Here is a 22,939-nt window from a genome sequence, read left to right on the forward strand (position 1 = left end):
TTGGACCTTATCCATCAGCTCAGATGGCCGCCAGCGATCTAGCGCACATCTCCAGGGTCTGAAGCAGCAGTCGGTCGCGTCCTGGAGAGGCGATCAGCCCAAGACCAAGCGGCTTGTTGTCCATTCCCCCAGTGGGAATGCTGAGTTCAGGAGCCCCGCTTAGGCCAGCCAAGGCATTGAGCAGGATGAGTTGTCCCACCAGCGAGCCCGCACCACGATCCAGGGAAAAGCTGCCGATCGCTGGGGCTGTGCATGGTGTGATCGGCTGTGCGAGCAGCCCGTGATCACCCAGCACCGTGGCCAGAGTGTCGCGGACTTGCTGGCGGTGTTGAATCACCTGCTCCTGTGCACCCTTGGACCGGTTCCGCACCATCGCGAGGTTGCGTTCCAACACCGGTCCCAAGGGCAGATCGTTAGGCAGTGCTGCGAATGTGGCCGCTATCTCATCCCATTGGATCGTCTGAAACAGATTCTGGAGCTGCTGCGGATTCTTCAGACCGAAGGTCGCGAGGGGGAGCGCTTCGATCTCGCAGTGGATTGTTTGGCTGAGTTGTTCAGAGCTTTTGATCAAGGCCGAGCGGACGGGGTGTTCGAGATCCGTCCAAAGTTCAGGGATCCAGTACAGCCTTGTTGGCGCAGGAGCCTCAGCGGATTGGCGCTGTTTGTTCGAAGAAAGCAGCACCTCGGCTGCCGCTAGCAGCACCTGCGGGTCACGACTGAACAGACCCGTTGTATCGAGGCTTGGTGCTAGCGGCTGCAGCCCTTGAACGGACACCGCACCATGGCTTGGTCGCCAACCCAGCAGACCGCACCAGCTGGCCGGCACGCGAATCGATCCACCGGTGTCGGTGCCCAGTGCCAAGTCCACATCACCCCTGGCTACAGCGGCAGCGCTGCCGCTGCTTGAGCCACCGGTGATGCACCCAGGGTTGGCACTGTTGGGTGGGCTCCCGGTCCAGGGACTCTCCCCGCTGAGACCGAAGGCAAACTCATCCATGGTGGTGCTGCCTGTGCAGATTGCGCCCGCATCAAGCAGTTGTTGAACCGCGGTTGCGTTGCTGAGGCTTGGGGATTGTCGTTTTCGCCAATGGGGGTTGCCGCAGCCTCGCCGTTCTCCTTTGAGATCGAACAGATCTTTGGCTGCGAAGGTGTGGCCCTGGAGTGGACCTCTCTTGCTTCCGGTCATCTGCAGCCGGCGAATCCAGATGGTGTCATCTTGCATCACATGGGCCGAAGGCAACCTCGAACAGCGTGGGATTGCGGACCGACAGTTTTAGCCATAGGGGCCGAAGCGCGTGGCGCAGGCAGCACCGCAGCGGGCGCCGAGACGGACGGCATCGCCGACCTCCCAGCCAGCGGCGAGTCCAGCGGTGACCCCTGCGGCGAAGCTGTCACCGCAGCCGTAGGACTCGACCATGGGCCCAGGGAGGGGCTCCGGCGCGTAGCGACCTCCAGGCATCAGGAGGCCTCCATCGGCACCTTCCGTGGTGATTCGCAGCATGGGGGCGGGATCAGGGGTTCCCTCGGGAAGCTGTTCGCCGGGATCAAGGCCACTGCCGATCAAGGCATCGAGTGGAACCGATGCTTCCCGAAGCACAGGCAGACGCAATCTTGGCGTTGCTGTCAGCACCTTGGCGGTGCGGGCAAGGCGCAGGCCAGCGGCATCGGTCGCTGATACGAACACGCCATCGCAGTCCGCGAGTCGTTCCCAGCCGAGGGCATCCTGCGCGCAGGGGGTGAGTCGATCTCCGATCACGGTGATGGCACGGTCGCCGCCTGGATCCATCAGGCTGATGCCACGTCGGCTCGGAGTGTCACGCCAGGCGATGACTGGCTCCACCCCCAGCTGCCTGAGCCGTTGTTCACTGCGATGTCCGATCGCATCGCTGCCGAGTGCGGTGAAAAACAGCACTCGTCTTCCGGTGAGACGTGCCAGCTGAACAGCCACCACCGCACCGGCGCCCGCCGGTTCCTCGAGGGATCGGCAGGCCCGGCTGATTCGGCCGGGCTGGGGGAGGCAATCCACCTCCAGAAAGGTGACCCATTCCTGATGGCCGATCACGGCCAGGTTCAATGCGGACAGGTCTGGCAGGTCGCTCAAAGCCACAGGGTTAAGGGACGGGCAGGATGGACTGGGCTGCATCCCGAAGGCGGACATTGATCTTGCCGCCCACGGAGTTCACCTTGACTCCGCCGATGATGTTGAGCGTCTCCCCATCGGGAGTGCTCACCTGAAGCGTTTCCCCATCAACCGCCCGAATTGAAACTGGGTTGGAGACCTCAGAGACGACAATGGGGGAGGCCACGTTCACATCACTGTTGACCTCCAGCGGCGTGCTGGTGTCCACTTGGATCGGCCGGCTTAAAGCAACTCCATCTGGAATTTTGACGCTTCCGCTCACTGGAAGAACCTTGGCTGCCTCCACAGACAGTGCCCCTTCGCTCTTGACGCGCACTGGGGTTTTGAACTGCTCCACGCTCACTCCACCGACGAGCTTCACCGGCAGAGGCTGACTGAGGGGCAGACCGATGGGGATCGGTTTTCTCAGAATCTGCACGGCAGCGATGGCCACGGCCCAGGCCGCCAGCACCACAGCCAGAGGCCAGCGACTGGCCATGAGCAGTTCGAACCAGCGGGGATCGTTCGTACGCGTTCGCGTGTCACCGCGCTCGGTCATGGCAGCCGTTCAATGCAATCAACTCGGTTGTACCGGGTTCTGGACGCGGCAGCATGACTTTGAACGCTCTTTTCTGTCGCTCAGAGTTCGTACTCCTCCTCGAAGTGGGCCAGCAACCCTTTGTAGAGGGCAAGCGTTCCCTCACTTTCTTCTGTGAAACCTTCGGTTTCATAGAGCTGGGCTAGGTGGGTGCTGGCCATGTGCACGCGAGAAAACGCTTCCGCGTACTCGTTCTGGATGTCTTCTTCTCGGATATCCCGAATCATCGCGGAGATGAATTCAACCTTTTTCTGGGCGGCTTTGATATCAGCCTCCATCTCCTTGCTGAGCTTGCGGCGCTTGCGAGGCATGCCTCTGATCTGACAGCCCTCAACCATAATGCACTCTCGCGTCTAAGACATAGATGAGAAGAGTTGGAATCGATTGCAGCGCAGTCGTCCTTGAGCGTCTGTGCCTGCATGGATTTGCTGGAGTTTGCTTTTAGTTACTCGCGTTGTCACTTGCTTTGTTATCTGATTTTGATCGATCAACAGGGGGTGATGAGGGCAATGCGTGGTTGCAGCGCTGGCACTCAGGACTTAGCGTGCTAATACAAAGGTACTATCAGCGAAGGAAGCGTGGAGGAATGGCCATTCGTGGATGACCGTGATCTGGAGAGCTTCAAGGGGGCGCAGACTTGCTCGAGTTGCAGCAGCTTTAGGTACGTATCCCTGGCTCAATGCCAGGTGCTGGGGTCTTGTCATCTAAAGCAGCGGCTTCTGCCGCCTGGAATGCAGCTCATCCGTAAGTGCAAGGCCTGGTCCCTCGCCACGCCTTGGGCGATGGGCTCAACTTCTGCAGCTGAGGTTTAATTACTAGGTGCTGACGCTAGATCTAGATTTAATATTCACCGTCTACATAAGCGTTGATGGCCTGGGAATACACGCAGCTCCGTTTTGTTCCACGCGGCAAAAGCTGGACAGGTGAAATTGAAGAGCTTTGGTTGGACGACAAGCAACTGATCTCCAGGAACCAACCACAACAGGTGAGTCTGGTAGATCTGATGAATGAGCTTGGTTCCCAGGAGTGGGAGCTGGTGACTTATGCCCAGCCCTTCACCGGCTACCACGGGGGCTGCTACACCTTTAAACGCCAACGCTGAGATCAAAAAGGGGAGGGCATTCCCAGGGCCTCCCCAAGAGGCGCAGTGCCGTCCGGACTTCTGACTGCGCTCACTTCAGTGTGGTTCATAGCGATACACGCTTGCCAGGGGTAAATCACCTACTTATGGGCCGATACGGAGACGGGCACGGCTGGTCTGCATTGGGCAGCGGCAGCTGAGCCGTATCCCGTAGGGGAACGTGCTATGTGGCGGGGCAGTAGTGGGCCGTCAGCCAGGCTTCAGTTCATTTCTTCTATGCAAAACGATTGTGCGCTGATGAGTCTCGTGTTAAATGCAGTGGCGTTACGGATACGTTGCGGATGCGTGCCGTCGCCTTAGCCGTAGTTCTGTCAATCGATTTGCCTGGATTATCAAGGGTGTGTAACTCTTGATTGGCTGTTGGGAATTGTTCTTAATAAGTACACAGCCATAAGTTATTCGTAACTGGCGCAGTCAAGGCGAAAGATTGCGTAGGCCGGTGTGCAATACAACGGCTCCTTATACACTCGGATTTGTTTTAAAAAATCCTAAGCAGTGTATATCTGAATTAGCAATTGGTTTGTTATCGCGCTAGTTAAATCCAAAAGTCCTTGCGATATTCAGCAGGACGGATAGGCATTTCATCTTGTCTGAAGTGTTTGCCCTTGAGGAATTGAGCATCCTCTGCACGCTCAGCGATGTGTTCTTCCATCTTTGCTTTGATGTATTCGGCTTCGGCAGCTTCAATATCAAACTCAGGTGCAGCGTCAGGTGATGATGCAGTGCCTCGCTCTCCTGGTTCTAAGTCCCATACTGCCTCTTCTTTTTCTTAGGAGGACCGGGCTTGCGGTGTTTCAAGTTTGCGCGTAGCCCATGCTCCTTCGCCCATTCTTCTTTGCTCATTTGCTTGGTACTTGTCATAACGCCCTTTAGTGCAGCCGCTTGACGTGCTGTGTCTATGAATGTTGCGTTGGCTTCTGCCTCTACTTCTTGCTTATCAGTGACAAACTTCTGATAGAGAAGGTCAACCCGCTGGCGGATTTCGACCATCTCTTCTCTAGTGAATTTGTGCTTACCCGTGATGCCTCCTATTTTGTGAACGAACTCGTCAACGTCAAGAGTGCTGATGCCGTTGCGTTTTTCTGCGGCTTCACGTACACGTTGCTGTGCCTTAAGTCTTAAGTCCTCGCCGGATTGTGGCGTGCGTCGTGGGCGACCAGGTCCACGCTTCTCAATCTTCTTCGGCCTACTTATCGGACGTTTACTTTTATGCATTACATTTTGCTTGAATCTTTTATCAAACTACTCGATAATAGAGCTTAAATCAGATGCGATTTGATCCCTTACTCTTAGTGCATAAATTTTGGTGAGCTTTGACTTCTATATCAGTCTTAGCGACAATGGCTTCATGCCAGTCCTCACCCCTGAATCTGCTAACGCTGCGCTCAAGCGACTGCTTCTAAGCAGCATCACACCTGCCATGGCAGCAGAGACGGAAGGCATCACAAGCAATAGCGAGCGCATCAAAGCCTGCATTGAGCGGGTGAAGGTTGAGGCATCTGAGGGTGCTGCTCTCGTAGCTGAGTGCGCTCCGCATGGACGAGTATGGGTGCTCTAAGCGCAGAAGAAGTTGGCAGACCTAGAGGCTCTGGCGGTAATGGAGGAACTGGTAGGCGAGATGTACGGCGCTGACTGAGGAACGTGACTGCCTGATGGCATGGCACCTTGGAGTGAGCCTCTGACCCAGATGGCGGATGAGGGCGGCTGAAATCGAGGGCTACTTTTTCGCTTGTAAGCTGCGTCGCATTGGTCTAACCTTACTCGTCCTGATTATTGCTTGAAGTAAGTCTTTCCTGAATGACAGTACTAACAAGTTCTGACGCCGATACGCTGATTCAAGAGCAAGGCTTGGATATTATAATTCCAGACAACTTCACTTCAATTGACTTTTTTGCATTCTCAGGCAAACGACTAAGGAGCGTTGTTATCCCCGATAGCATCACTTCAATTGGGGTCGGTGTATTCTCTAACAATCGACTAAGGAGCGTTGTTATCCCCGACAGCGTTACTGTAATTGGGAGCGATGCATTTGCCAATAATCAACTAACGAGTGTTGTTATCCCCGATAGCGTCGCTTCAATTGGGGCGAGTGCATTCTCAGGCAATCGACTAAGGAGCGTTGTTATCCCCGACAGCGTTACTGTAATTGGGAGCGATGCATTTGCCAATAATCAACTAACGAGTGTTGATATCCCTGACAGCGTTACTGTAATTGGGAGCGATGCATTTGCCAATAATCAACTAACGAGTGTTGTTATCCCCGATAGCGTCACTTTAATTGGGGCCAACGCATTTTTAGACAACAAACTAACAAGTGTCGTTCTCCCCGATAGCGTCACTTTAATTGGGGCCAACGCATTTTTAGACAACAAACTAACAAGTGTTGTTATCCCCGATAGCATCACTTCAATTGGGGTCGGTGTATTCTCTAACAATCGACTAACAAGTGTTGTTATCCCCGATAGCGTCACTTCAATTGGGGGGGGTGCATTTAATAGAAACCCGTTAACAGAGGTCTTCATTCCAGACAGTGTTACGAGCCTTGGTTCCAGATCATTTAGTGACACATTAATTGCGAAAGTCATAGTCCCTGTCGCCGTGCAAAATAAGGCTTTTAATGCGTTTGACGTGGGCGTCGATATTATTATAAGAGAGCCTGGAATTGTTGAGTCATCAACTAGCGTGAAACTAGGCAGTGACAATAACAATATTGTTCTAATCGGAGATGCAGCTATCAATGGAATTGGCAATGGTCGCGCCAACATCATTGAAGGAAATGACTCCAGAAACAAGCTCAAAGGCAGAAATGGCGACGACATTCTGATAGGCAACGGCGGGCGCGATTCTCTTCATGGCGGTAATGGCGATGACACCTTTGTCTACCGATCAATCAATGATTCTGGTGTGACGAGGAAAACGCGTGATGTGATTACAGACTTTTCGGAGGGTGACGCCATTGACCTTAGTGAGATTGACGCTCAGCCTGTTGTCCAAGGCAACCAATCCTTTGTGTTCATTGGCGCAGATTCATTCTCAAGACCTGGTCAAGTCAACTTTGTTAACGGCTTGCTTAGTGTGAATACAGACAGTGACCCTGCTGCGGAACTGCAGATTATGTTGAAGAATGTCACCGAGCTATTTGATGGTTCCTTGATTCTTTGATTCTTTCAGTAAACACATAAGCTTCAACGAATAACCACCTCCAGCCCCGTCAGCAATGGCGGGTTTTTTTGTTGCTCCCTCTGCTGGGGGATAGAGACACCTGAAATCGGGCAACACAATCCCTCAGTTGGGGGAGGTGCTTTCCAAAGAGAACGGCGATGGTGAATACATCGGAGGGACGACCTCCACAACACCTAACTCAAATGAAACTCTTCAACGCAATCGCTGCCGCTGCTGTTATCGGCACTTCATTCATTACCGCTAATCCTGCTGAAGCGGGTAGGCTGTATAGCCTTAAGCATAATGTTGGGGTTAGCAGAAATGACGGCAATCCTAGATTTGTAATTACTGATGGAAGCAGATTGCGCGTTTACTATGCGGAAGAAAATCGCAATCCATTAAGTGGTGGCGGTTATGGGTATCAAAAGGTTTATGGATTGAATAGAGGTCAAATGAGTATTGGTGCTGAGTTTCTTCATGAAGGGCGCAACTCTGTAGACACCCTGAGGATCTCCGGCAATTCACCGATTAACGAAACATATGAGCAAGCGATATTTATGTCTTGCTGAATAACTGTCGGGAAGCCTGAAGCCAGGAAAGCGGGGCTGAAAGCTATACAAGACCCGAAAGGGGAAAGCAGGGGGCGTGGTTGTCGCTATCGATCTCCCGACAAATCATTCGCCCTGTCAGCAATGGCGGGGTTTTTGTTGCTTCCTCATTAGGGATGTGCGTCGCCTGCAACGTGGGTCAGAATCACCCATCGCATCCCTAGCTCACAGCTTGAAACCCCACCGAGGACAACCCGAAGCCATCAGACGACCAAGCCACATGAAACGACTGATCACACCACTTGCGATAGCAGCCACGCTTAACGGTGCGCCGGTGATCAGGTTTTTGCTGCGCATTGCCATCTAGTCGCAAAGAGGAAGGCCGCCCCTCCCGATGGAAAGACGGCCTAGGTCGCTCGTTCATGCATCGTTCAACCCTTGAATGAACAGGGGTTGAGAGGCCCGCCCACCTACGACAGGAATGGGGTGGTCTCTCTTATTCCTCGCTTCCGACACCAACTGTCCTTTCATTCCCGTAGAGGGCAGAGGTCAAGTCGTAGTGCCATTTCTGGCGAGGGTCGAAGCGTCTGGCGTGGCGGCACCTGGGGCCATTTAGTCCAGGGGTGTGGCTGATGAAGCTCCGGGGCACCTGTGGCGGTGCAAGTTGGAGTGTCGATTGGTGTGGCGCTCAGTTGATGCCTACCAAAGGACCAGCCTCACTGATGTGTGGAAACTGTTGGAGCAGGGGCCAAAAAGTCAGGTTGCTTCTGCTGTTTGCTCAGGTGGAGTGTTGTCCGTCATGGGCTCCTCCGATCTCGATGGACATACTTTCCACCCGTCAGCAGTTAATGGCTATCCGAGTTAACGCTCATTGCCCTCCAGGACGAATTGGTTGAGTGTGGGAATGGCGTGCCACCCGGTTGGACCTGGATGCGCGTTCAATCCAGTTAGTTGACCATTCCTTGCAGCCGTTTATCAGGGTTGAAACAATCAAGACTTGTGTACGCGCCGAATTCGACCTCAAATAATTCTCGCTAATCAGGAACGTTCTCATCGACGCGTCTTATGAACCAGCCGACACTTGCGTTATCGAATGCTTCTCCTCTGTAGAGGAAATCAAGAGGGTCATTCCCTATCTTCTGCATTCTGTACTGCGACTGTGCAATCCAGTTGCAGAAAGCTTCGTCGAGCTGTGGTGAGACCAGTCGTGTCACGGCCTTTACTGGAGTTACCAGAGTGTTGTACGCATCTGCATCTGGTGGCGGAAGGATGTTCTTAAAGATCCAATGGATAATCCAGATCGTGGCTGGAGACAAATCACTTTCACTTGTTTTTTGGCCCACCTCCCGTGCCTTGTATTGGTAAGGGTTCTCCCGCACCACATCCTTCTGAGCACGCTCAACTAACTTTGGTGTCTCATACGAAACCAGCTCAGGACGTACAAACAGCAAATGTTCTGGCGATTTCAGACCTCCCCACCAACGCACCTTGTCGCACCCGCATCGGTCAGTGATTTTCCGGCCTGTCGCTGCCTCCACATCACGATGGAATAGTTCAGCGGCTGCCTTGAACTCATGGGCGTCGGTGTTAGTGGTGTTGAGTTGATAGTGATCGGAAACCCATCTAAGCCCACCAATATTCAGGATCGTTTGCTCCTGCTCTTCTGCTGAGAGCTCCTGATATCCACGGAACATGTCAGTAATCGTTCGCTGCTGATTACTTTCGAGTGGGCTGAGGATTGCAGCCATCAGCGGTACATCTTTCTCTGTAAGCGTTACTGTTGCTGCGACTGCTACTTGGCATGTGTTTCCTTTGAAAAATGCTGGTGCTTCAAGCACGGCAACAGGCCGCACTGAATTTACAATGTTGAACATTTGGCAACTCCTTTGACGAGGTATTTTTTTCTTTCATGCGGAATAGGCTCACGCCCGTATGGATAATCACTTGCTTATGTGGATACATTGCCTATGAATATTGAATTGTGTGGGATATCTTCTCAATGCCTGCTACATTCTCTTTGTAGTCTTTAGGAACCTTTTGCTATGCGGCAGCTCATAGCACCATTGGTATTGTTATTAATTGCCATCGGCTTTTGGCTGTCTGACCGACCTACTGCTGATACAGCCGGCGGCGGCGAGAGTTCTGCGGATATCACAACGGATGATGCGGACGTAGCGAAGAAGAAAGTGGACACTAAAGATTCGGCCGATACGGGGGTAGCGAAGAAAAAAGCGGACACTAAGGATTCGGCTGATGCGCGGGTAGCGAAGAAAAAAGCGGACACTAAGGATTCAGTAGATACGATAGTGTCAGATGACATCTTTCCTCAGAAATATTTGACCAATTGGGAGACTGATGAGGGATTGCTGTCTTTGATGCGAGCTCCTGATAGCAAAACTATTCGGGGAATTTATTTTCACCCTGTTCGCACTAACGAAATAAGGGGAAAGATAGTCACTTCATACATTAGCAGGCGTTCTGCGGCGACATTGACAGGCTTCTGGTTTCAACCTGTTTCAGATAAGAAGTGCAATTTTGAAAAGAACGGAACTTATTACTGGGGAAGATTGGCCTTTATGTTTAAAGATAATAGCTTTAAGGGGATATGGGGCTATTGCGGTGACGAGGCTAATTATTACTGGAATGGTAAGCGTGCGTAAGCATTTTGGATTGTATTAAAAAAGTGCCTAGTTTTCTAAGCGCTTTTGAAGTGGTGCCACCCACAAACCCTGCTGAATGCAATCAACTGAACTAGGCAGAGTCGATTTGACTGACTTCATTTTAGCTCAGCTTCACGCTTTGCTTTCACCTGCTGGTAACGCTGCTTGCCTGCCTGTAATTGAGCAGTCCTTGGATTGCTTGTCTTAATACAAGCAGCAAGGACGCCGTTCTCCAGAATCACAAGTTCCACGATGTTGCGATCAGCCATTTTGTGCAGAGACTCTTCGGCAAACTCTGCAAAGTCACAACGTGGATGCTCAGCGCCCTTGTTCCTCGCCGCCCTCAGCCCTAGAGCTGAGGGTGGAAGGTGGTGTCGATCAGAAGCAGAAGGGCAAATACTGGGCGCTGCAGGCGGCATAGCCGTCAACCAGTGGGCCTAGGCCGATCTGATGCAGGATTCCTTGTCCAGTCAGCCCTTCGGTGATCACGCCGATCACAAAGCCGAGCATGGCGGCTCGTCCGTTAAAGCGCTCGACCCGTTCCAGCTGCTCCTCATGAATGGCCCGGGCTGCGGAACCTTGAAACCAGCTGTCTTGCGCAGAATTACGTGTCATGACTTGCTTTCGCTCGTATTGCAACAAATCCTAACAGTTGTTTGACGAATGGCTCCGATCAGGGCTTTTTCCACTCCACTGGCTGTCTACGCCTGGGATAGAGCTCGCGGCAGAGCGGGCACACGGTGCCATCGCAGCCGCGGGCTGTGCAGTGGTCCCGTCCATAAAAAATGATCTGCAAATGGAGTCTGTTCCAGGCGTCCTTGGGAAACAGACTTTTGAGATCCTTTTCCGTCTGCGCCACTGAGTCTCCACTGCTCAGTCCCCAGCGCTGGGCCAGGCGATGGATGTGGGTGTCGACAGGGAATGCCGGCACTCCGAACGCCTGAGCCATCACCACGCTGGCGGTTTTGTGGCCCACGCCCGGCAGGGCTTCCAGCTCCTCGAAGCTCGCCGGAACCTGGCCTGCATGCACATTCACAAGGATGTGGGCCAGCTTGTGAACATTTCTGGACTTGGTTTTGGCCAGGCCAAGCTGGCGGATGTGGGAGAGGATCTCTGATTCCTCCAGGGCGGCCATCGCCTCCGGGGTGGGGCCAGCGGCAAACAATGCCGGTGTCACCTCATTGACCTTCTTGTCTGTGCACTGGGCACTGAGCAGGACCGCAATCAACAGGGTGAAGGGATCGCTGTGGTCGAGGGGGATCGGGGGCTCGGGATAGTGCGCGTTCAATCGCTCCAGAACCACGGCTGCCCGCTCGCGCTTCTTCATGACGCTGAAACGAAAACGCCATCGTTGCAGCGCTTTCTTCCGGATGCGAGCATCGACCACTGCTGACGGCACAGTTGATGAGCTCCCAGGAGTCCAGACCCGAATCCGACACGCTGAACGCCTATGAACGGGTGGTGCAGAAAGAAGAGGAAGCGGCGGAGAGGCGGGCGAAGGCTAAAGATGCAAAAGAGGATGACCCCAGTGATCTCTACCGACAGCACAGCCATCAGCAGTCGATGGAGGGAGGCTGAAGCTGAATCAGGACCCGGGTTGAATCGCTTTCTTCACAGACTCAACACCCTTCTGGATTGCTTCGGCGGGTGCCTTGATCATCTGCTGCTTGGTGTTTGACCAGATGTTGATGGCGTACACAATGGATCCTCCGATGATCAGCGCGGCTACCACCAATCCGAAGCCGTTGCCTCCCTGCTTGATCACAACGGGTTGTTGCTGATCCTGTTCGCTCATGGCCATGGTCGTTCCTGAAAGGGTTGTAGCCATGGAATTGTGCTCAAGCTGCTGATTTGGATCTGATCTACGGTCAATCTCGATGCGGCCTTCACCTCCTTGAACAGCACAACCCGTGGAGTGATTTACGTGTCGGTGTGGGTGGTGATCTGGGGCACCGCTTCGTCACTTGTTGACTGGCTTCTGCTCAATGCCGACCTCTATGAGACCGGCAGTTTTGGTCAAGTTGCCACCTTCATCGGCTATGGAGCGGCCGCTGCTGTTCTGGCCGTTAAGACGTCGGGACGTTTCCTAAGCAGTGGTCGTCAGGATGACCCTGACGCCTGAGGCTCTTTCTGAACGACTTTCGCTGTGATCAGTCCGGCAATGAATCCCGTGGCATGGCCGATCCAGCTCACGCCTGCAGGAGAAGCCCAGGGAAGAAGTCCGGGCAAGGCACTGCCGAACAGCACCAGCGTGATCAGGCTCAACAGGATGGCGAAAGGCCGCCGTTCGAGAAAGCCGATTAACAGCAGGTAGCCGAGGAGGCCATACACCACGCCCGAGAGGCCATGGGCGCCGACGGGCCAGAAGAGCCACACCGGGATCTCCATCAGGATGACCGCGATCCAAACGGCGACATAGGCCCTGGTGTTGCGCGCCAGCACCAGGTAACTGAGGGGAAGAAACACCAGGCTGTTGGCGAGCAGATGCCCAAAGCCCCCATGGCTGAAGGGGGCCGTGACAAGCGACCACCAGGGTGTCCCCGGGCCCATGGCCAGGTTCCAGCGACCGGCGAACACCAGTTGATCGATCAGCTCCTGGAGCCAGGCGATGCCGAGGAGGACCAGCGGAAGCGCGATCACTGCACGCGGAACGTCACACCCATCACGGCGGTGATGTCTTTGTCGATCGTGCGGGTGTCGTAGGCGCCGTAGCGGCCCATGTCGGTTGAATTCGGAACCGTGATCTGAAACGTGCCCGTATCGGCTTTGGTGATCGCTCCGATCCCTGACCCTGCCTGACGTGCAATGGCCACGGCGCGTTTGCGCGCGTCCGCTGTGGCTTTGGCGAGCATGTCGACCCGCTTGTCGGCAAGTTTGGTGTAGGTGTAGGCGGGCGGCTGAATCGTGAGCGAGACGCCATCACCCACCAGTGAACCGATGGATCGGGACACCTTGCTGACGAGGTTGACATCGGGCGTGCTGATTCGGATCGGCTGCCGGGCCGACCACTCGGTTTTGATCAAGGCCCCGTTCACGCGGTTGCGGATGTCATTGCTCGACGATTCGAGAACCGCGAGCTGAACCGAGCCATCGGGGACGCCCTGCGTACGCAGAAACGCCAATGTTCGCTGAAGATCAGGCTGCAGGTCTTGATAAGCGGCCTGTTGGCTTGTTCCGCTGCCTAGTACAACCACGGTCCAGTCGGCGAAGTCACTGCGGATGCGTTCCGTGCTGGCTCCCGTCACGGTGATGGTGTCCGCGGCTGTGCGTACCCCTTTTACGGCCACAGCACCGGCCACCACCAGTCCGGCACTGAGCACCACCATGGGCAGCACCAGCGGGGGCGTCCTGCGGATCCATCCAAGAAGGCCGCTCGCCGGTTCGCGTTGGGACTGCGTTTCGGTTTCGCCCACTGAATAACTCTTGTTCGTATCAAAACCCTAGGGATTGGGGTGTCTTCCGGCATGTCCGTAACGGAACGGAGCTGTGACCGGCTATGAATCCTTCACCGCTTCTCCGATTCCCTCAATGACCTCCAAAACTGAGGTGATCGTGATTGGGAGCGGCATCGGCGGTCTGTGCTGTGCAGCTCTCTGTGCTCGCGCTGGCCATGAGGTGCTCGTCCTGGAGGCCCATGGGGCCGCAGGCGGAGCTGCCCACGGCTTTCAGCGCCAGGGTTATCACTTCGAATCCGGTCCATCGCTTTGGAGCGGACTGGGCCGGTGGCCCAGCAGCAATCCTCTCGCTCAGATTCTTCGAGCTCTCGATGAACCCCTCGAGGTGATGCCTTACCGGGACTGGGATGTTCTCTTCCCAGAAGGCCACCTCCGGATCGGTGTTGGCGCCAAAGGCTTTGAGCAGGTGGTGCAACAACTTCGCGGTGATGCGGCCTTAGAGGAATGGCGACGTTTCGCCAGGATGCTGCAGCCGATCGCAGCGGCGGCTGACGCCCTTCCCCTTCTGGCGCTTCCAGCGGGAGGAGTCGATGGAATCGGGCCCCTTTTCAGACGCAGTGGCCGTTTGTTGCCTCACCTTCCGGCCCTTCGGCATCTCACCGGTGCCTTTGGACCTCTTGTGGACCGTCATCTGACGGACCCCTTCTTACGCCATTGGGTTGATCTGCTCTGTTTCCTGATCAGCGGCATGCCGATGGCGGACACCAATGCTGCGGCCATGGCCACCCTGTTCGGGGAGTGGTTTGATCCCGACGCCTGTCTTGACTTCCCCAGGGGTGGAAGTGCCGGTGTTGTGAACGCTCTTGTGCGGGGCTTGCAGAAGCATGGGGGGACGTTGCGACTGGGTGCCCGGGTGAAACAGATCAGGCTTGATGGCGATCGGGTGATCGGCGTGGAGCTCACCAACGGCGAGCAACTGGATGCTGATCATGTGGTGAGCAATGCCGACGCCTGGAGCACGGCGGCGCTGCTGCCTGAGAATGGGGCGTCGCGATGGCGTCAGGAGCGTTTGAACACGCCCGCTTGCGGTTCATTCCTGCATCTTCATCTCGGGTTTGATGCTTCTGGGCTGGACGATCTGCCGATTCACACCGTCTGGGTCGGGGACTGGGAGCGTGGCATCACCGCGGAGCGCAACGCGGTGGTGGTGTCGATTCCGTCGGTGCTTGACCCCGGCATGGCCCCTGCCGGTCAGCACGTGCTGCATGCCTACACACCAGCGAATGAACCCTGGGAGCTCTGGAGCGGGTTGGATCGCTCCACGCCGGACTACGAACGCCAGCGTGCGGATCGCTGTCAGGTGTTCTGGCATGTGCTGGAGCAGCGCATTCCGGATCTCCGTAGCCGGTGCCAGGTGGTCATGGAGGGCACACCCCTGACCCACCGCCATTATTTGTCGGTGCACAACGGCAGCTACGGCCCGGCCCTTTCCGCTGCTCAGGGCCTGTTCCCTGGAGTGCAGACCCCGGTGAAGGGGCTTCTGCAGTGCGGTGCCAGCACGTTTCCTGGAATCGGTATCCCTCCGGTGGCTGCCAGCGGTGCGATGGCAGCCCATGCCATCACCGGAAAGAAAGCCCAGGCTGAGTTGCTCGAAAGCCTGGCGCTCTGACGACCCTGCCCTGAACAAGTCCAAGGAGCGATTGGCCTTAGCCACACGCGCTTTCCCTTTTCTTTCTTTAGGTTCCGCGCCGATGTCGAGGGCTGCCAGTGGTCGTACAGGTTCTCAGTGCCAACGAGCGCTACAAGCTGGATGGCAGTGATGACGCACTCTTCTACAGCGAACCCCGCTTCGTTCAGCATCTGGATGCTGGCTTCAGAGGGCGACTGACCCAGCTCTACAGCGAGCGCATCCCCGGTTGTGCTGTTGTTCTCGATCTGATGAGCAGCTGGGTGAGTCACCTCCCTGACGACCAGCGTTACGAGCAGGTCATCGGCCATGGCCTCAACGCCCAGGAGTTGCAGGCCAATCCCCGCCTCGATCGTCATTGGGTTCAGAACCTCAACGAGTTGCAGTCGTTGCCCCTTGACGACAGCAGTGTGGACTGCACCTTGATCGTTGCTGGTTGGCAGTATCTGCAGCAACCGGAAGCCATCGCCGAGGAGCTTCTCCGAATCACCCGCCCCAACGGCCAGGTGATCGTGGCCTTCAGCAATCGCATGTTTTTCACCAAAGCTCCCCAGATCTGGACCGATGGAGCGGACGGCGATCATCTCCGCTACGTCGCTGAGGTGCTGATGGCCCAGGGTTGGCCCAAGCCGGAACTGGTTGCTGAGGAGACCCGCAAGCCTGGTCCCATGGGATGGGTGGGCGGAAAGGGCGATCCTTTCTTTGCGGTGATCGCTACCAAACCCGTTCCATCAGTTGTCTCCTTCTGATTCGTCAGGGGGAATCGACTGCCAGCCACTGTCCCAGAGCGATCGGTCGCGGAGCTCTCTCCAGCTGAGGCGAAGCCGCACCTCGGGGGTGAGAACTGAGCACAGCTCCACCCAGCGCTCGGATCCCCGTCCCCCCTGGAGCACGAGGCGGAAGTGGCGTCTCCCTCCCCGGGGGATGCGGCTTGTCCATGCTTTGGCTGCTTTCCAGCTCACCTAGCCTTCGTTCATTGCCTGCAGTTCATGATGCCGCTGCTTTGGGCTCGCCTGTTGCCGATGGTCAGCCGGGCATGACCACCAACGGCTACTGAGATCCCCAAACGGATCTTGCCGCGTTGCTGGAGATCATGGAGGGACAGGCTGCTGCAGCCTTGGCAGACTTGCGGGCGATCCTGGCCGATGTGATCAAGGAGACCCTGCCATGAGCCCGCGCACGATCGCCATCAGTGGAGCGTCTGGCAAGACCGGATTCAGAATTGCCGAAGAGGCGCTGGCGGCTGGAGATCAACCGCGGCTGCTATTGCGCGCCGATTCACAGATCCCAGCGTCGCTGGAGGGTTGTGAGCAGCACCGTTTGAGCTTGATGGACTCCTCCTCCCTGGATCGGGCCCTCCGTGGCGCGGATGCGCTTGTGATCGCCACCGGAGCGCGTCCGTCGGTGGATCTCACTGGTCCGATGCGTGTCGACGCTTGGGGTGTGCAGCGGCAGCTGGAGAGTTGCCAACGGGTGGGGCTGCGCCGTGTGGTGCTGGTGAGCTCTCTCTGTAGCGGACGCTGGAGGCATCCACTCAACTTGTTTGGGCTGATTTTGGTGTGGAAGCGCGTGGGGGAACGCAGTCTTGAACGCAGCGGCTTGGATTGGACTGTGATCCGCCCTGGCGGGCTTTCGGAACGGGAGGAGTCGCTTGAGAACGAGGGCGTTGTCTGGACAGGGCCAGATCAACAGGACAGTCAGTCCATCCCCCGGCGCCTGGTGGCCCGTTGCTGCCTTGAGGCCTTGGATACGCCGGGATCGATCGGTCGGATCCTTGAGGTCACCAGTAACGCCGAGCAAACCGTGCAACCGCTATCGGAGGCGATGTTGAGTATCGATTCCTACGGCACAACCAAAGGGACCGCGCGATAACAGACACGTCAAAGGGCATTGCTCTGGGGCGTCAACCGGGAGATCCAAGACGGGCTGGCACCCGTCTTTTTTATTCAGACTCTCCGCAGAGAACGGCGTGCTCATGGCTGATGTGGATCTGGCAGTGATCGGAGCCGGCCTTTCGGGCTGTGCTCTGGTGTCGGCTCTTCGCCGCAACCACACGGTTGACTCGATGGTGATCTTCGAGGCCGGACGCGGGCCGGGAGGCCGTTGTGCAACGCGACGCCGGCGGGATGATGCCCTCTGGCGACTGGATCATGGGGCACCGACCCTGAGCTTCAGCGGTTCACCCCAGGGACGGTTGGGCGCGCTGGTTGGCGATCTCTGCGATCGCGGGGTTCTGGCTCCGGATGCTGGTCCCGTGGTCGGTCTCGATGGGGATGGCGCGCTGTGTGAGCCTCCCGCTCATCCGTTGCTTTGCGGTCCGCGCTGGCGCGGCCAGCCCACCATGGCCGCCGTGGCCGAAACGCTGTTGGCAGACGCTGGTGACGCTGTCTTCACCTGCTTCGGGGAGCGGATCAGCAAGCTCAGCTGGGAGGACGGACGCTGGTTGCTGCCCGGTGGCTGGCGGGCACACACGCTGGTGTTGAGTGGAACACTGCTGGCCCATCCGCGCTCGCTGGCGATGCTGGGCTGGCCCGATGTTCCATTGCGCAGCGCTGTGGCTGTTGGGGTTGATCCCGGCCTTGATGCAGCGCTTGAGTTGATTGCCGTGATGACGGCCAGCGTGCGCTGGAACCTGATGCTGGAGTTGCCTTCGGTCACTGGCGATCCGTTCTCCAGCGATCCGTTTCCCAGACAGATCTGGCTCACACCGGAGGCTCGGGATCATTGCGGTGTCGAACGGCTGGTTCTGCATCAACAGAGTGGTGGCCGCCTCGGTTTGGTGGTGCATGGCCTCGACGATGGTGCTGCGATCAGGCCGGACACCCAACCGGATCTGCTCGTGCATCACGAGAAGCGACTGCTGGCGGTTTTGCCCCAGCTGCTTGTGCCGTGGCCTGCCTTGCAGGCAGCTCTCCCTGGGGCGCGAAGCCTCGGGGTGATGCGCTGGGGTGCGGCGCAGCCCCTGGATCAAGCGCTGCCCAGGTCTCTGCAGTGGTGTCCGCAGGCCCGGGTGGGCTTCTGCGGCGACTGGATTGCTGGCGCAGGCTTCGGGATGGCGGAAGGCGCTCTGAAGAGCGCGCTGGATCTGGCAGAAACGCTGCAGTGATGCGTCCGGTCGCTGAAGCAACACTCAGATTTGTTTCATCAGCTAAAAAAAATCCCGAGATTGCCCGCTAAGGCTGGCTGTGGTCCGGATCGCGCGTCAGAACTGAGGAAAGGCTTCCTTCCATGCGATCGCATTTTCAGCCGGTTCGGCTTCACGCCAGCGTCCACGACGATGACCCCTGCCAGTGCGCTGGATGTGTGGCCTTGCGAGGTCGCCTGCAAACCATGGTTCTGTCGACACCGGGGCGATCGACATCGAGGCGTCCCAGCACGGAACATCGCTGAGCGTTGGTTTCAAGGTTGGTTGAAGCCTTGATTCTCTAGCGCTTGGGCCAGGGTCTGAAGGCGTTGAGCATTCACCCCAAGATCCGAGTCCCCCAGGCGTGAAACAGATCGGGCTTCGATCCGTTCGGGTGTGGATGCATTGAGCTCCAGATCATCAACAAAGCCGAAGATGCGGCTGCTGAACGTGGCATGGAGGTAGGCATCCTCCCGACTGATCACCTCCGCTTGGGGCGTTGATTCGATCAGTGTGGTGAGGCTCTCCAGTGCTGCGCTGGAATCCGTCACAGCCCATTCGACCCGCGCGCAGTGCGCTGGCCCAGGGCAGGCGCTGAGATGGCCTCCATTGACGCCCAGATCCTCTGGCACCGGGCCGACCAGATGAAACAACGCGAGCACCAGGGGGAGAGCGAAGAGAGCAAACGCGGGCATGACTTGATGATGAGCGGGTGGGCGGCTCAGGTCCAGCGCACTGGATCCTTGGAGTTCAGATGCTGCACATGATCGACGTCTCGATCGAGAAGATCGTGGCTGATCGTGAGGCAGATGCTGTCGAGGGGAAGGGAGAAGCTGCTTCCGTCGGAGTCGAACGGTCCTTCGACGTAAGCGCCGATGCGTTCCGCCATGAGGAACAGCAGCACAATCAGCACTCCACTGATGGGGTTCTGGTGCCTGGACCCGGGTTCGTGAAAGTACAGAAGCAGAAGCAATCCGAACAGCCAGGTGAGAAGGCGTACGAACACGTCATAAGACGCGGGCAGCGGTGTGTTGCGGATCCGTTCCAGTCCTCCGATGGCCTCCGTGCAGGCATTGGCCACCTGCATCAGCTGCAACCGTCCGAAACTGTCAATGTGCCCTTGGTGATAGAGGGCTCTGATCCATTCGGCCCGCTGCAGACAGAGCTGACGCAGGCTGCTGTTGCGGGGCAGCTTGAGGCCATCGAGAAGTCGTCCCTGCAGCTCTCTGAGTTCCCGATGCCAGAAATTACGCAGCTCGAAGTTCAGCTGCCACACCAGCGCTATCTGCAGCAGCACCAGGGGGTAGTCCCGGCGCCGCGTACTGGGCGGATGGCCGTAGTCACCGAGATCAATCATGGTTTTGATGTCGCGGTCGCTCCTCCGAGACGGCGATCATGACTGCACTTGTGGCAAATCCATGCATGCCAGCTGGACCGAGCAGTGGTGGCCGGTGGCTTATTTGCGTGATCTCGATCCGGGCAAGCCGCAACGCTTCACATTGCTGGAGAGGGACCTCGTTCTGTGGTGGGACGGTGTCAACAGCACCTGGCGCGCCTTCAATGATGTCTGTCCGCACAGGCTGGTGCCCCTGAGCGAGGGGCGCATCAACTCCGCGGGCGATCTGGAGTGTCCTTATCACGGCTGGAGTTTCAACGGGGAGGGGCACTGCACCCGCATCCCCCAGATGGGGGATGCGGGTAGAGCCCGTGGCCGACGGTCCAACTGCGCCAGCCTGCCAACGCGCTCGGCCCAGGGGTTGCTGTTCGTTTGGAGTGGTGATCCGGAGAAGGCTGAGTCCAACGATCTGCCTCTGGTGCCTTCGCTTCAGGAAGAGGGGGATGGCTGGGCCGATGGGTGGATCGTGCAGGACACGTTTCGCGACTTGCCCATGGACGCGCTCACCCTGCTCGAAAATGTGTTGGATGTGAGCCATGTGCCCTTCACCCATCACAAAACCGTCGGAAAACGGGAGAACGCCGCTCCTGTGCTGGCTGTGATTCAGTCGGAGGATGACTCGGGTTTTGAAGCTGTCTGGGACGAGGGCCCCCGTCGGGGGCGGCTGGGTTCCCAGTTCACCCATTTCAAAGCTCCCCAGTTGATGTGGCACGACCTCGATGCCAAGGGGTTCGCGCGGATTCTCACCGTGGTGTACGCCGTGCCGATTCGCCGCGGGCAGTGCCGTTTGTTCGCCCGGTTCCCGTTTCAGTTCAAGTCGGCGTTACCGAAGGTGGTGGTGGGTCTGCGCCCCCGCTGGCTGCAACACATCGGCAACCACAAAGTTCTGGAAGACGACCAGGTGTTTCTGCACTGGCAGGAACGGGTGCTGGAGTCTGCTGGCGGCAGCGCTGGCGCCGAACGCGCGTTTTTCCTGCCCACTGAAGCGGATGTGTATGTAGCAGCGTTGCACCGGTGGATCAACAACCATGGTGGAGAGCCCTTCGCCGGACAGCCGCTTCCTCCCAGGCAGGAGGTCGACGCTCTGATGGATCGTTATCACAGCCATACCGTGCATTGCCGCAGTTGTTCCCAGGCCTTGCGGTGGATTCGCATCGGGCAGCCGTGGTGCTGGGTCGTCCTCTGGACGGCTGCGGTGTTGATCGGTCTGGGGCAGATGGGCTGGTTGAGTGCCTGCGGAGCGCTGCTGGCCGTTTTCGCTGGTCTGCTTCTCCAGCGTCTGCGGCGTTGGGAGCGGGGTTTGACGGCCGGTGATGGGCTGGCGCCGCGCAATTATGGAACCTGATTGATGACATCATCGGCTCGGAGATGATCCGTGTGACCTCCCCCTGCCCTGACAGCGTGATCGTGGCGCTTGGGGTTCATGACTGGCCAGTCTGGGCCAGTGAAGTGAGTGAATTTCCCTGGCATTACGACCAGAGGGAAACCTGCCTGCTGTTGGAAGGCGATGTGACGGTCACTCCCGACTCCGGCGAGTCCGTGCACATCAAGGCGGGTGATCTGGTGGAATTCCCTGCCGGGCTCAGGTGTACGTGGACCGTGCATCAACCCGTGCGCAAGCATTACCAGTTCGGTTGAACGTTGGGCTCCTTGCTGACGCGCTGCAGTCTTCAGACATCCACATCGGCTCCCCACTGAGGTCGGCAGGGTCGCCAGCCCACCCTCAAAAGCTCTCTCCACAGCTGCTCCGCGGTTTCTCGCCGCAGGTGCACCCGGGTGGTCAGCAGAGGAGGCTGGTCTGGAAAAGGTCTCCCTGAATCCACGAACACGCGGGGGTCGCGGTTCCAGCTTTTTTCATCGGGATGGAAGCGCTTCGTGTTCTGGGTGCTTGGGTCCTGGATCCAGCCGTGACGGGGCATCGCTTGCGGGGGGTGATCAGAGAAGCGCGCATCCACTCCTCCGCCTTGAACGGTGCGTAGGGCGAACTCGGAGCCATGGAGACGCTGCTGGTACACCTGTTCTAGGCAGGTAGTACAGATGTGTCAATGCGTTGTGGCGTTGTCCGTGTGGCACGACTAAAGACAGGGGAACACTGTTGCGGCTTTCGCTTTGATCTCCGTCTGGCAAGCACCGTCTGCAGGGGCCCCGCTTGAGTGCGCCCAGCGGCCTGCACTTCAACCTGTTGCTGATGAGCTGGTGCTGGAAGTGATGCACTGCGGCCTTTGCCACAGCGACCTATCGATGATCGGCAATCACTGGGGAGTGAGCCGCTATCCCTTGGTGCCAGGCCATGAAGTGATCGGCAGGGTCACGGCGGTCGGAGAGGGAGTGGATCCAGGCGTGATTGGTGAGGTCCGCGGTCTGGGCTGGATCAGCGGCAGCTGCAACCACTGCAGCCTCTGCCTTGGGGGTGATCAGAATCTCTGCAGCTCTCTGGAGGCCACGATCGTGGGGCGCCAGGGGGGATTCGCCAGTCATGTTGTCGCTCGGCAGGACTGGACAATTCCGCTGCCAACCGGATTGGATCCGGCCGAAGCGGGTCCCCTGTTCTGCGGTGGCGTCACCGTGTTTGCGCCGCTTGTGGATGAGGCGGTGTCACCCACGGCCCATGTGGCCGTGGTCGGCATCGGCGGACTGGGCCATATCGCCTTGCAATTCGCGCGGGCTTGGGGCTGTGAAGTCACTGCGATCACCACCAATCCCGCCAAGACGGAACAGGCGCGCCGATTTGGAGCTCATCACGTGGAGGAACTGGAAGCGCTTTCCGATCTTCAGCGTCGGTTTGATCTAGTGATCAATACGGTCAACCATCCCCTCGACTGGAGTGCGGTGATGGCCTCCCTCAAGCCCCGGGGACGCTTGCATCAACTGGGAGCCGTGCTCGAGCCGATTCAGGTCGGCGCCTTCGATCTCATCTCTGCGCGGCGGTCGATCACCGGCAGCCCCACGTCCTCACCGGCCAGCCTCCTGAAGATGGTGGAGTTCTGCGTTCGCCACAACATCCTCCCCTTGGTGGAACATCTGCCAATGGATCAGGTGAATGTTGCGATTGAAAGACTTGCCAAGGGCGATGTGCGCTATCGCTTCGTGCTCGATGCGTGAACCTGGA

General features: G+C 57.4%; 30 protein-coding genes. 14 read left to right on the forward strand and 16 right to left on the reverse strand.

From position 1 onward, the window contains the following. Positions 1-19 precede the first annotated feature (19 nt). The 4 genes from WH7805_RS00325 to WH7805_RS00340 all read right to left on the reverse strand — a co-directional run bounded on the left by WH7805_RS00325 (position 20) and on the right by WH7805_RS00340 (position 3,028). Positions 20-1,240 (reverse strand): amidase family protein, encoded by a 1,221-nt coding sequence (locus WH7805_RS00325; RefSeq protein WP_232198900.1) that lies wholly within the window; start codon positions 1,238-1,240, stop codon positions 20-22. Between the two features lie 33 nt (positions 1,241-1,273). Beyond that, a complete protein-coding gene (locus tag WH7805_RS00330) occupies positions 1,274-2,143 on the reverse strand; it encodes a PfkB family carbohydrate kinase (RefSeq protein ID WP_050751971.1) in 870 nt (289 codons plus the stop codon). Further along, positions 2,112-2,678 (reverse strand): hypothetical protein, encoded by a 567-nt coding sequence (locus WH7805_RS00335; RefSeq protein ID WP_006040888.1) that lies wholly within the window; start codon positions 2,676-2,678, stop codon positions 2,112-2,114. The genes WH7805_RS00330 and WH7805_RS00335 overlap by 32 nt, the downstream gene beginning before the upstream one ends. Before the next feature lie 80 nt (positions 2,679-2,758). Continuing rightward, positions 2,759-3,028 (reverse strand): hypothetical protein, encoded by a 270-nt coding sequence (locus WH7805_RS00340; protein WP_038004782.1) that lies wholly within the window; start codon positions 3,026-3,028, stop codon positions 2,759-2,761. Between the two features lie 557 nt (positions 3,029-3,585). Here WH7805_RS00340 and WH7805_RS00345 point away from each other — a divergent pair. After that, positions 3,586-3,819, forward strand: coding sequence for a hypothetical protein (locus tag WH7805_RS00345; RefSeq protein WP_006040891.1), 234 nt, complete (start codon positions 3,586-3,588; stop codon positions 3,817-3,819). A 780-nt stretch (positions 3,820-4,599) separates the two neighbouring features. Here the strand turns inward: WH7805_RS00345 and WH7805_RS00350 are convergent. Continuing rightward, on the reverse strand, positions 4,600-5,073 hold the full coding sequence (locus WH7805_RS00350) for a hypothetical protein (protein ID WP_006040893.1): 474 nt from the start codon (positions 5,071-5,073) through the stop codon (positions 4,600-4,602). Positions 5,074-5,206: 133 nt separating this feature from the next. On the opposite strand from WH7805_RS00350, the gene WH7805_RS00355 reads away from it, so the two are divergent. From WH7805_RS00355 to WH7805_RS14205, 3 genes are all read left to right on the forward strand, one after another. After that, positions 5,207-5,416, forward strand: coding sequence for a hypothetical protein (locus WH7805_RS00355; protein ID WP_156783559.1), 210 nt, complete (start codon positions 5,207-5,209; stop codon positions 5,414-5,416). A 239-nt stretch (positions 5,417-5,655) separates the two neighbouring features. After that, positions 5,656-7,020 (forward strand): leucine-rich repeat protein, encoded by a 1,365-nt coding sequence (locus tag WH7805_RS13465; protein WP_006040895.1) that lies wholly within the window; start codon positions 5,656-5,658, stop codon positions 7,018-7,020. Positions 7,021-7,223: 203 nt separating this feature from the next. Next, on the forward strand, positions 7,224-7,589 hold the full coding sequence (locus WH7805_RS14205; RefSeq protein ID WP_156783560.1) for a hypothetical protein: 366 nt from the start codon (positions 7,224-7,226) through the stop codon (positions 7,587-7,589). Positions 7,590-8,602: 1,013 nt separating this feature from the next. Here WH7805_RS14205 and WH7805_RS00365 read toward each other — a convergent pair. After that, the gene (locus tag WH7805_RS00365) at positions 8,603-9,442 is read right to left on the reverse strand and encodes a hypothetical protein (RefSeq protein ID WP_156783561.1); all 840 of its coding nucleotides are present in this window, start codon (positions 9,440-9,442) and stop codon (positions 8,603-8,605) included. A gap of 168 nt (positions 9,443-9,610) precedes the next feature. Here WH7805_RS00365 and WH7805_RS00370 point away from each other — a divergent pair, with 168 nt between their 5' ends. Beyond that, positions 9,611-10,228: a hypothetical protein gene (locus tag WH7805_RS00370; RefSeq protein ID WP_006040898.1), complete on the forward strand. Its 618-nt coding sequence runs from the start codon at positions 9,611-9,613 to the stop codon at positions 10,226-10,228. Between the two features lie 116 nt (positions 10,229-10,344). On the opposite strand, the gene WH7805_RS14210 is transcribed toward WH7805_RS00370, so the two are convergent. The 3 genes from WH7805_RS14210 to nth all read right to left on the reverse strand — a co-directional run bounded on the left by WH7805_RS14210 (position 10,345) and on the right by nth (position 11,555). Further along, positions 10,345-10,497: a hypothetical protein gene (locus tag WH7805_RS14210; protein ID WP_006040899.1), complete on the reverse strand. Its 153-nt coding sequence runs from the start codon at positions 10,495-10,497 to the stop codon at positions 10,345-10,347. 109 nt (positions 10,498-10,606) lie between these two features. Further along, positions 10,607-10,843 (reverse strand): high light inducible protein, encoded by a 237-nt coding sequence (locus tag WH7805_RS00375; protein WP_038004786.1) that lies wholly within the window; start codon positions 10,841-10,843, stop codon positions 10,607-10,609. Positions 10,844-10,901: 58 nt separating this feature from the next. Then, on the reverse strand, positions 10,902-11,555 hold the full coding sequence (nth, locus tag WH7805_RS00380; RefSeq protein ID WP_006040901.1) for an endonuclease III: 654 nt from the start codon (positions 11,553-11,555) through the stop codon (positions 10,902-10,904). Between the two features lie 77 nt (positions 11,556-11,632). Between nth and WH7805_RS14595 the strand changes: the two genes are divergently transcribed. After that, on the forward strand, positions 11,633-11,806 hold the full coding sequence (locus WH7805_RS14595) for a hypothetical protein (protein ID WP_006040902.1): 174 nt from the start codon (positions 11,633-11,635) through the stop codon (positions 11,804-11,806). Between the two features lie 7 nt (positions 11,807-11,813). Here WH7805_RS14595 and WH7805_RS00385 read toward each other — a convergent pair whose 3' ends face one another. Continuing rightward, positions 11,814-12,056, reverse strand: coding sequence for a hypothetical protein (locus WH7805_RS00385; RefSeq protein ID WP_232198901.1), 243 nt, complete (start codon positions 12,054-12,056; stop codon positions 11,814-11,816). Between the two features lie 66 nt (positions 12,057-12,122). Between WH7805_RS00385 and WH7805_RS00390 the strand changes: the two genes are divergently transcribed. Next, a complete protein-coding gene (locus WH7805_RS00390; RefSeq protein ID WP_006040904.1) occupies positions 12,123-12,350 on the forward strand; it encodes a hypothetical protein in 228 nt (75 codons plus the stop codon). Here WH7805_RS00390 and WH7805_RS00395 read toward each other — a convergent pair. Beyond that, positions 12,329-12,868: a rhomboid family intramembrane serine protease gene (locus WH7805_RS00395; RefSeq protein WP_006040905.1), complete on the reverse strand. Its 540-nt coding sequence runs from the start codon at positions 12,866-12,868 to the stop codon at positions 12,329-12,331. The genes WH7805_RS00390 and WH7805_RS00395 overlap by 22 nt on opposite strands. Next, positions 12,865-13,641, reverse strand: a complete 777-nt coding sequence (locus WH7805_RS00400) for an SIMPL domain-containing protein (protein WP_006040906.1) — start codon at positions 13,639-13,641, stop codon at positions 12,865-12,867. The genes WH7805_RS00395 and WH7805_RS00400 overlap by 4 nt, the downstream gene beginning before the upstream one ends. Before the next feature lie 115 nt (positions 13,642-13,756). Here WH7805_RS00400 and WH7805_RS00405 point away from each other — a divergent pair, with 115 nt between their 5' ends. Beyond that, positions 13,757-15,292 carry an NAD(P)/FAD-dependent oxidoreductase gene (locus WH7805_RS00405; protein ID WP_006040907.1) on the forward strand — a complete coding sequence of 512 codons (1,536 nt, stop codon included), beginning with the start codon at positions 13,757-13,759 and terminating at the stop codon, positions 15,290-15,292. A 98-nt stretch (positions 15,293-15,390) separates the two neighbouring features. Then, complete coding sequence (locus WH7805_RS00410) at positions 15,391-16,059, forward strand: class I SAM-dependent methyltransferase (RefSeq protein ID WP_006040908.1); 669 nt, start codon at positions 15,391-15,393, stop codon at positions 16,057-16,059. On the opposite strand, the gene WH7805_RS00415 is transcribed toward WH7805_RS00410, so the two are convergent. Beyond that, the gene (locus WH7805_RS00415) at positions 16,042-16,272 is read right to left on the reverse strand and encodes a TIGR02450 family Trp-rich protein (protein WP_006040909.1); all 231 of its coding nucleotides are present in this window, start codon (positions 16,270-16,272) and stop codon (positions 16,042-16,044) included. The genes WH7805_RS00410 and WH7805_RS00415 overlap by 18 nt on opposite strands. Before the next feature lie 205 nt (positions 16,273-16,477). Here WH7805_RS00415 and WH7805_RS00420 point away from each other — a divergent pair, with 205 nt between their 5' ends. Further along, positions 16,478-17,182 carry an SDR family oxidoreductase gene (locus tag WH7805_RS00420; protein WP_006040911.1) on the forward strand — a complete coding sequence of 235 codons (705 nt, stop codon included), beginning with the start codon at positions 16,478-16,480 and terminating at the stop codon, positions 17,180-17,182. 103 nt (positions 17,183-17,285) lie between these two features. Then, a complete protein-coding gene (locus WH7805_RS00425; protein WP_006040912.1) occupies positions 17,286-18,416 on the forward strand; it encodes an NAD(P)-binding protein in 1,131 nt (376 codons plus the stop codon). A gap of 293 nt (positions 18,417-18,709) precedes the next feature. Here the strand turns inward: WH7805_RS00425 and WH7805_RS00435 are convergent, their stop codons facing one another. Both WH7805_RS00435 and WH7805_RS00440 read right to left on the reverse strand, forming a co-directional pair. Then, positions 18,710-19,129 (reverse strand): DUF1499 domain-containing protein, encoded by a 420-nt coding sequence (locus WH7805_RS00435; RefSeq protein ID WP_006040914.1) that lies wholly within the window; start codon positions 19,127-19,129, stop codon positions 18,710-18,712. A 26-nt stretch (positions 19,130-19,155) separates the two neighbouring features. Then, on the reverse strand, positions 19,156-19,791 hold the full coding sequence (locus tag WH7805_RS00440) for a bestrophin family ion channel (RefSeq protein ID WP_006040915.1): 636 nt from the start codon (positions 19,789-19,791) through the stop codon (positions 19,156-19,158). Positions 19,792-19,852: 61 nt separating this feature from the next. Between WH7805_RS00440 and WH7805_RS00445 the strand changes: the two genes are divergently transcribed. Continuing rightward, the gene (locus WH7805_RS00445) at positions 19,853-21,175 is read left to right on the forward strand and encodes a Rieske 2Fe-2S domain-containing protein (protein ID WP_006040916.1); all 1,323 of its coding nucleotides are present in this window, start codon (positions 19,853-19,855) and stop codon (positions 21,173-21,175) included. A gap of 23 nt (positions 21,176-21,198) precedes the next feature. Next, positions 21,199-21,468: a cupin domain-containing protein gene (locus tag WH7805_RS00450; RefSeq protein ID WP_006040917.1), complete on the forward strand. Its 270-nt coding sequence runs from the start codon at positions 21,199-21,201 to the stop codon at positions 21,466-21,468. A gap of 32 nt (positions 21,469-21,500) precedes the next feature. On the opposite strand, the gene WH7805_RS00455 is transcribed toward WH7805_RS00450, so the two are convergent. After that, positions 21,501-21,749 carry a DUF1651 domain-containing protein gene (locus WH7805_RS00455; protein WP_038004789.1) on the reverse strand — a complete coding sequence of 83 codons (249 nt, stop codon included), beginning with the start codon at positions 21,747-21,749 and terminating at the stop codon, positions 21,501-21,503. Positions 21,750-21,939: 190 nt separating this feature from the next. Between WH7805_RS00455 and WH7805_RS00460 the strand changes: the two genes are divergently transcribed. Beyond that, entirely contained in the window at positions 21,940-22,932 is a 993-nt protein-coding gene (locus tag WH7805_RS00460; RefSeq protein ID WP_006040919.1) for an NAD(P)-dependent alcohol dehydrogenase, read from the forward strand. Positions 22,933-22,939: the final 7 nt, after the last annotated feature.

The sequence above is a fragment of the Synechococcus sp. WH 7805 genome (genome assembly GCF_000153285.1).
Classification (GTDB): domain Bacteria; phylum Cyanobacteriota; class Cyanobacteriia; order PCC-6307; family Cyanobiaceae; genus Synechococcus_C.

Bases quoted from the DNA above. Each gene is read 5' to 3' on its own strand.
- WH7805_RS00330 (WP_050751971.1), bottom strand. From the start codon at position 2,143: ATGCAGCCCAGTCCATCCTGCCCGTCCCTTAACCCTGTGGCTTTGAGC.
- WH7805_RS00335 (WP_006040888.1), bottom strand. From the start codon at position 2,678: ATGACCGAGCGCGGTGACACGCGAACGCGTACGAACGATCCCCGCTGG.
- WH7805_RS00340 (WP_038004782.1), bottom strand. From the start codon at position 3,028: ATGCCTCGCAAGCGCCGCAAGCTCAGCAAGGAGATGGAGGCTGATATC.
- WH7805_RS00345 (WP_006040891.1), top strand. From the start codon at position 3,586: ATGGCCTGGGAATACACGCAGCTCCGTTTTGTTCCACGCGGCAAAAGC.
- WH7805_RS00350 (WP_006040893.1), bottom strand. From the start codon at position 5,073: ATGCATAAAAGTAAACGTCCGATAAGTAGGCCGAAGAAGATTGAGAAG.
- WH7805_RS00355 (WP_156783559.1), top strand. From the start codon at position 5,207: ATGCCAGTCCTCACCCCTGAATCTGCTAACGCTGCGCTCAAGCGACTG.
- WH7805_RS13465 (WP_006040895.1), top strand. From the start codon at position 5,656: ATGACAGTACTAACAAGTTCTGACGCCGATACGCTGATTCAAGAGCAA.
- WH7805_RS14205 (WP_156783560.1), top strand. From the start codon at position 7,224: ATGAAACTCTTCAACGCAATCGCTGCCGCTGCTGTTATCGGCACTTCA.
- WH7805_RS00365 (WP_156783561.1), bottom strand. From the start codon at position 9,442: ATGTTCAACATTGTAAATTCAGTGCGGCCTGTTGCCGTGCTTGAAGCA.
- WH7805_RS00370 (WP_006040898.1), top strand. From the start codon at position 9,611: ATGCGGCAGCTCATAGCACCATTGGTATTGTTATTAATTGCCATCGGC.
- WH7805_RS14210 (WP_006040899.1), bottom strand. From the start codon at position 10,497: ATGGCTGATCGCAACATCGTGGAACTTGTGATTCTGGAGAACGGCGTC.
- WH7805_RS00375 (WP_038004786.1), bottom strand. From the start codon at position 10,843: ATGACACGTAATTCTGCGCAAGACAGCTGGTTTCAAGGTTCCGCAGCC.
- nth (WP_006040901.1), bottom strand. From the start codon at position 11,555: ATGAAGAAGCGCGAGCGGGCAGCCGTGGTTCTGGAGCGATTGAACGCG.
- WH7805_RS14595 (WP_006040902.1), top strand. From the start codon at position 11,633: ATGAGCTCCCAGGAGTCCAGACCCGAATCCGACACGCTGAACGCCTAT.
- WH7805_RS00385 (WP_232198901.1), bottom strand. From the start codon at position 12,056: ATGGCTACAACCCTTTCAGGAACGACCATGGCCATGAGCGAACAGGAT.
- WH7805_RS00405 (WP_006040907.1), top strand. From the start codon at position 13,757: ATGACCTCCAAAACTGAGGTGATCGTGATTGGGAGCGGCATCGGCGGT.
- WH7805_RS00420 (WP_006040911.1), top strand. From the start codon at position 16,478: ATGAGCCCGCGCACGATCGCCATCAGTGGAGCGTCTGGCAAGACCGGA.
- WH7805_RS00425 (WP_006040912.1), top strand. From the start codon at position 17,286: ATGGCTGATGTGGATCTGGCAGTGATCGGAGCCGGCCTTTCGGGCTGT.
- WH7805_RS00435 (WP_006040914.1), bottom strand. From the start codon at position 19,129: ATGCCCGCGTTTGCTCTCTTCGCTCTCCCCCTGGTGCTCGCGTTGTTT.
- WH7805_RS00440 (WP_006040915.1), bottom strand. From the start codon at position 19,791: ATGATTGATCTCGGTGACTACGGCCATCCGCCCAGTACGCGGCGCCGG.
- WH7805_RS00445 (WP_006040916.1), top strand. From the start codon at position 19,853: ATGCATGCCAGCTGGACCGAGCAGTGGTGGCCGGTGGCTTATTTGCGT.
- WH7805_RS00450 (WP_006040917.1), top strand. From the start codon at position 21,199: ATGATCCGTGTGACCTCCCCCTGCCCTGACAGCGTGATCGTGGCGCTT.
- WH7805_RS00455 (WP_038004789.1), bottom strand. From the start codon at position 21,749: ATGCCCCGTCACGGCTGGATCCAGGACCCAAGCACCCAGAACACGAAG.